Raw genomic sequence first — 4,919 nt, 5'->3', positions numbered from 1 at the left:
CGGCAACCGGCAGGTTGAGGGTTTCGTGGTAGTCGATTTGGGTGCTGCCGCCGTCCGGGGGAGGCGATTTGGTAGAGGTCGGCTGAAAGTTGGTTTTCAGACGACCTCTATGTTAACTGCCAATGAGATTGTTAAAGAACAAATGCTTCAGACGACCTCAAAGAAGATTGTGAGGTCGTCTGAAAAACAGAAACCGCGTGCGTACTGTACATACTCTATGTAATGATTGAAGGTAAGGTTTCAGCTAGCCACAGTTTACTAATATAATTTCTCAAGCAATTCTAAAAAATTATTTGCAACCACACCGACTTCTTCATCAATAGAATCAATATTATGATTAAAAAAACGAACTTTCCCATCTGAGGACAAAATAATACTATCTCCAGAAGGAGTTTTTGCAATTGGTAATCCATATTGCTGAAAATCGGAATATATATCAATAATCGAATTAAGTTTATAATCAGACTTAAAAGACAAAAAATGATCAATAACTATCTTATTACCTTTTATTCTAACCTTTGATGGAACCCCTCCATTATTTCTAAGTAAAAAATCAACATAATCTGTATCAACCTTAAAACCTAATTTATCTTGAAATTCAATAATATCTTCGATGCTAGGGTTGATTGAATTATATGCTTTACTTAGACTTTGTAAAGTTCTCTTATCTGGCAAAATTCCATAATTTTTCATCTGCTGTATGTCATTTGGGCTCAAACCAAATTTTTTAAATTTAATATTCACTCTTAAATTACTCCTATTGCTTATTACTAACTTGGTTAAGTTATTTAACACTTCCCTTTTCTTTTTCTCTTCCGTGTTTGATGTTGGGCCGCACTGCCTGTATGTTTCACAGAATTATGTATGTCTTCAGGAAGCAGTCTCATCACTCCTCCTGTATCATGATGCCAAACAAAACCTGGAGGAGCTTCTGCACCAAAAGGATTATTTTTTCCAAAAGCCAATATATTTGCTTTCTTAAAATCTTTATAATCACTAACTGGTTTACCAATATTAACGTTTTTCACAGAGTAACGACTAAAATCGGGTAATCCAAACATATTAAACGGCACACCATGAGGATATTTTCCTCCTAATTTCCCACTTAAATGATACGTAGTCCCAGCATACCTATAATTAATAGGGTTTCTGCCATTAACTTTAATGACATGAGGCGTTGCAAATCGTAAGCCTAACCAGTCTACCCAAGCCTGCGTATTAGGCGCAAACGAATAAAGATTCTCCCCACCTAACAACCCAATCGGGTCCTGATTCACAAACCGACCCGCCTCAGGCTCATAATACCGCATCAGGTTGTAATGCAGCCCGGTCTCTTCATCGTAATACTGGTTTTGCAGTCTGAACGGCTGATGGACGTTCCGATAGACGCGTTCATCCTTTTTCAGACGACCCCAGACGGTGTATTCGCCGTACCATAAGAGATTGCCGTGGATGTCGGTCATCTCGCGCGGTATGCCGATTTGGTCGTTGTGGAAATAGGCGAGGTATTGTTTGCTGTCTTTGGCGTTGTCAAAGATTTGCGCCAGCGGTTCGTAGCTGTCTTGGTCGGTGTAGAGATAGGTGTGGCTGCCTTTGTAGGTGTACTCCTGAAGTAATCGTGTTCCGTCCCAGACGAAGTGGGTGCGTTTGGGGTCGGTGCTCGTCCAGGCGAGTTTGTCTTGGCGTTCTTTGGAAAGGCGTCTGCCGAACGGGTCGTAGGCGTATGTCCAGATCTCGGTGTTGCCGGCGGGCTTTTTGATTTCGGCGCGGACGAGTTGGTTTTCTAAATCGTATTGGTAATATTGGTTTTCGCCATTGGGCAGCTGGCGGTAGATCAGGTTGCCCAGTGTATGGATGAGAAATTTTTAAAGAACAAATGTTTCAGACGACCTCAAAGAAGGTTTTGAGGTCGTCTGAAAATATCGAATCTTACTTTTTGGCTTTTTTCTTAGGATTTAATTCTTCTTTACGTTGCTTATAAAATTGCCAATATTTCCTATTTCGATATGAGAATGGCTGATAACGAAGTTCATTATACGCAAGTTGAAAATATTTATAGGCATTGTCAATATCACCAAGCTCAAAATATATTGCACCTGCATCACAAAATATACTTGCATCAGGCTCTATTTCTCTAGCTTTTAAGGCAAGTAGTACCCATTCTAATGCTGCTTTGTAATCCCCTTTTTCCTCATAAACTCCAGAAATACCATTAGCGACTGAAGAAGTTGGTTCGACCCAATTTATCTTAGGTTCAGGAATTAAATTCCATGCTTTTAGTTTGACAGCTAATCTATCTTCAATACTTGTCAAATCATTTGATAAACAAATTAGATCATTAATTTCATCATTTAAATCTGAATTTTGCTCTTCTAAATACATAACTATTCCCTTTATTTCTTAAAATATTTAGCAATTAACAACCTTTAGGTACTTTACCATTTCTTGGTTTTCGAGGTTTCTTATATCGTGATTTACTTTTACCACCACGTGAACAATTTCTTGGACCATATTCCAACCTATAGTTATCAGGATTTAACATCCAATCCCTAACAGGCTTGGATTTAGCTCCATGATAACGACCACACCTATTCCAATAGTCGACGGCATCTTCTGGGTTGTGTCCCATATGCGCTCCTCGTAAAGAATATTCTTTACCATCCACATCTTTAAATTTTGCATCTTTGGGAATTTGGGAGGTACGAGTTAAAGCATCTATTTGTTTTTCTGTAATACCTGTAATTAAATTATCACGAAGCATACGCTTCATAACAGCACGACCAGTTGCTGAAACTTTAGATGGTGTTCTACCAACATAGGCATTCCTTCTCCACAAACCTAATGGGTCATTCCACTTTTGTATATTATCAGCAAACTGATATAGATTATCTCCACCAATTAATCTAATCGGATCTTGATTAATGAATCTACCAGCATCTGGTTCATAGTAACGAAAGAAATTATAGTGCAGTCCGGTTTCTTCATCGTAATACTGGTTCTGCAGTCTGAACGGCTGATGGACGTTCTGATAGACACGCCCGTCCTTTTTCAGACGGCCCCAGACGGTGTATTCGCCGTACCATAAGAGATTGCCGTGGATGTCGGTCATCTCGCGCGGTATGCCGATTTGGTCGTTGTGGAAATAGGCGAGGTATTGTGCTTCGTCTCGGTTGTTATGGAAGACTTGGGCTAGGGGTTCGTAGCTGTCTTGGTCGGTGTAGAGATAGGTGTAGCTGCCTTTGTAGGTGTACTCCTGAAGTAATCGCGTTCCGTCCCAGACGAAGTGGGTGCGTTTGGGGTCGGTGCTCGTCCAAGAGAGTTTGTCTTGGCGTTCTTTGGAAAGGCGTCTTCCGAACGGGTCATAGGCATATTCCCAAATCTCGGTATTGCCGGCTGGCTTTTTGATTTCGGCGCGGACGAGTTGGTTTTCTAAATCGTATTGGTAATATTGGTTTTCGCCGTTGGGCAGCTGGCGGTAGATCAGGTTGCCCAATGCGTCGTAGGTGTATTCGATGCCGTTGTATTCTTTGAGGCGGTTGCCGCTGCTAATGTTGCTGCCTTTGCCCTTCCCTTCGGCTGTTTTGTCGGAAAGGATGTTGTGGGCGGGGTCGAAGGCGAAGGTTTCGCTGCGGCCGCTTTGGCTGTTGCGGGCTTCCTGAATCCGTCCGATTTTGTCGTAAACGTAATGAAGGACGCCGCTTCTTTGGTCGGCGCTTTGGATCAGGTTGCCGGCTTTGTCGTAGGCGAATGAGATTGTTAAAGAACAAATGGTTCAGACGACCTCAAAGAAGATAGTGAGGTCGTCTGAAAAATCAACTTTCAGACGACCTCTATATCAACCAACGCATCAATTGGTAATGGGATTGGATTGTTAAAGAACGGATGTTTCAGAGATGGCCTTACAGGCTTTGTTGGGTCTTGATCCAACCCGCTTGTTATGGCTTGCTTAAAGTTATTTGCTATTTAATGCATCCGAAAATAAATCAAATATTCCTTTTGAAAATTTTGATGTTTCAATAGGCTCGGGCAAAACTAATAAATAATAGTAGGCTTTTTCAAAAATTAAATTAATATCGTAAGGTTCAAAGTCGGATAATCCATCAAATTTGTATAAACTAACCACTTGATTCATCGTAACTCTTTTTCCTTCAAGACCAAAACAACCTTCTCCGTTTTTATTTAAGTGGTAACCTTTTTTTAAATGGGAATTTAACATTTTATTATTCTTATAAAAGAATAGATTTTTTTCATCATTAAATTCTGTATATTCATACTTAAATTTTAGTTTATTTTCTACTATGTCTATAATTTTTTTATAAACATTTTTAATTTCTTTGTCTGTATAAAAACGATAAAATTCACCTTCTGTCCAACCCATTTTTATTTTCCTCCCTTTCCTTTTTTTGATGCACGACCACAAATACCATGTTGTACATCGCTTTTTAATTTTCCATTGCTATCTCTTAGATGAATATCTTCTTCAATATACAGTCTTTTTATTCCATCTTGCCTATCAACACGTTTAATTTTTTCATCATCTACCTCAAATGAAATATAGTATTTACTTTTTTCTTGAGTTAATCCCATTTGCCCACGCGCTTTAGAAGCATCTAACTGTTCCGGATTCATTGTCGTTACATAAACACCTTTTGCTTTTCCCTTAATTGCGCCTTTTCCCCGTCGTCCCGGATCTTTAGCTCTGATAACACCTTCTCCAATAATACCGTTGTAACCTGCTCTATTTGTATAATGATAAACTCTTGTTAATCCCCATACATCAATCCAACTCTGCACATTAGGTGCAAACGAATAAAGATTTTCCCCACCCCACAACCCAATCGGGTCCTGATTCACAAACCGCCCGGCCTCAGGTTCGTAATAACGCATCAGGTTGTAATGCAGCCCGGTCTCTTCGTCGA

6 protein-coding genes and 2 pseudogenes are annotated in these 4,919 nt (G+C 39.9%); 1 reads left to right on the top strand and 7 read right to left on the bottom strand.

Going from position 1 to position 4,919, the window contains the following annotated elements:
- A partial coding sequence (locus KEM39_RS10710) for a hypothetical protein (RefSeq protein WP_211710007.1) occupies positions 1–223 on the top strand: 223 nt, incomplete at its 5' end.
- A gap of 35 nt (positions 224–258) precedes the next feature.
- Here the strand turns inward: KEM39_RS10710 and KEM39_RS10705 are convergent.
- From KEM39_RS10705 to KEM39_RS10670, 7 genes and pseudogenes are all read right to left on the bottom strand, one after another.
- Positions 259–744 (bottom strand): SMI1/KNR4 family protein, encoded by a 486-nt coding sequence (locus KEM39_RS10705; protein WP_211710004.1) that lies wholly within the window; start codon positions 742–744, stop codon positions 259–261.
- A gap of 44 nt (positions 745–788) precedes the next feature.
- A pseudogene (locus KEM39_RS12125) lies at positions 789–914 on the bottom strand (HNH endonuclease); the annotation flags it as partial.
- Between the two features lie 273 nt (positions 915–1,187).
- Positions 1,188–1,850: pseudogene (locus KEM39_RS10695) on the bottom strand (RHS repeat-associated core domain-containing protein); the annotation flags it as partial.
- A gap of 79 nt (positions 1,851–1,929) precedes the next feature.
- The gene (locus tag KEM39_RS10690) at positions 1,930–2,382 is read right to left on the bottom strand and encodes a tetratricopeptide repeat protein (protein WP_211710003.1); all 453 of its coding nucleotides are present in this window, start codon (positions 2,380–2,382) and stop codon (positions 1,930–1,932) included.
- Between the two features lie 34 nt (positions 2,383–2,416).
- The gene (locus KEM39_RS10685) at positions 2,417–3,769 is read right to left on the bottom strand and encodes an RHS repeat-associated core domain-containing protein (RefSeq protein WP_418030217.1); all 1,353 of its coding nucleotides are present in this window, start codon (positions 3,767–3,769) and stop codon (positions 2,417–2,419) included.
- Positions 3,770–3,952: 183 nt separating this feature from the next.
- Positions 3,953–4,378 carry a hypothetical protein gene (locus tag KEM39_RS10675; RefSeq protein ID WP_211710001.1) on the bottom strand — a complete coding sequence of 142 codons (426 nt, stop codon included), beginning with the start codon at positions 4,376–4,378 and terminating at the stop codon, positions 3,953–3,955.
- Positions 4,379–4,380: 2 nt separating this feature from the next.
- The coding region (locus tag KEM39_RS10670; protein WP_300991073.1) for an RHS repeat-associated core domain-containing protein at positions 4,381–4,919 on the bottom strand (539 nt) is incomplete at its 5' end.

The organism is Neisseria sp. Marseille-Q1983, assembly GCF_018224585.1.
GTDB classification, from domain to species: Bacteria; Pseudomonadota; Gammaproteobacteria; order Burkholderiales; family Neisseriaceae; genus Neisseria; species Neisseria polysaccharea.
The sequence above is the reverse complement of the archived record's forward strand: the minus strand, read 5'-3'. Positions and strand labels throughout refer to the sequence as shown.

Coding starts and splice junctions, on each gene's coding strand:
- KEM39_RS10675 (WP_211710001.1), bottom strand. CDS start 4,378: ATGGGTTGGACAGAAGGTGAATTTTATCGTTTTTATACAGACAAAGAA.
- KEM39_RS10690 (WP_211710003.1), bottom strand. CDS start 2,382: ATGTATTTAGAAGAGCAAAATTCAGATTTAAATGATGAAATTAATGAT.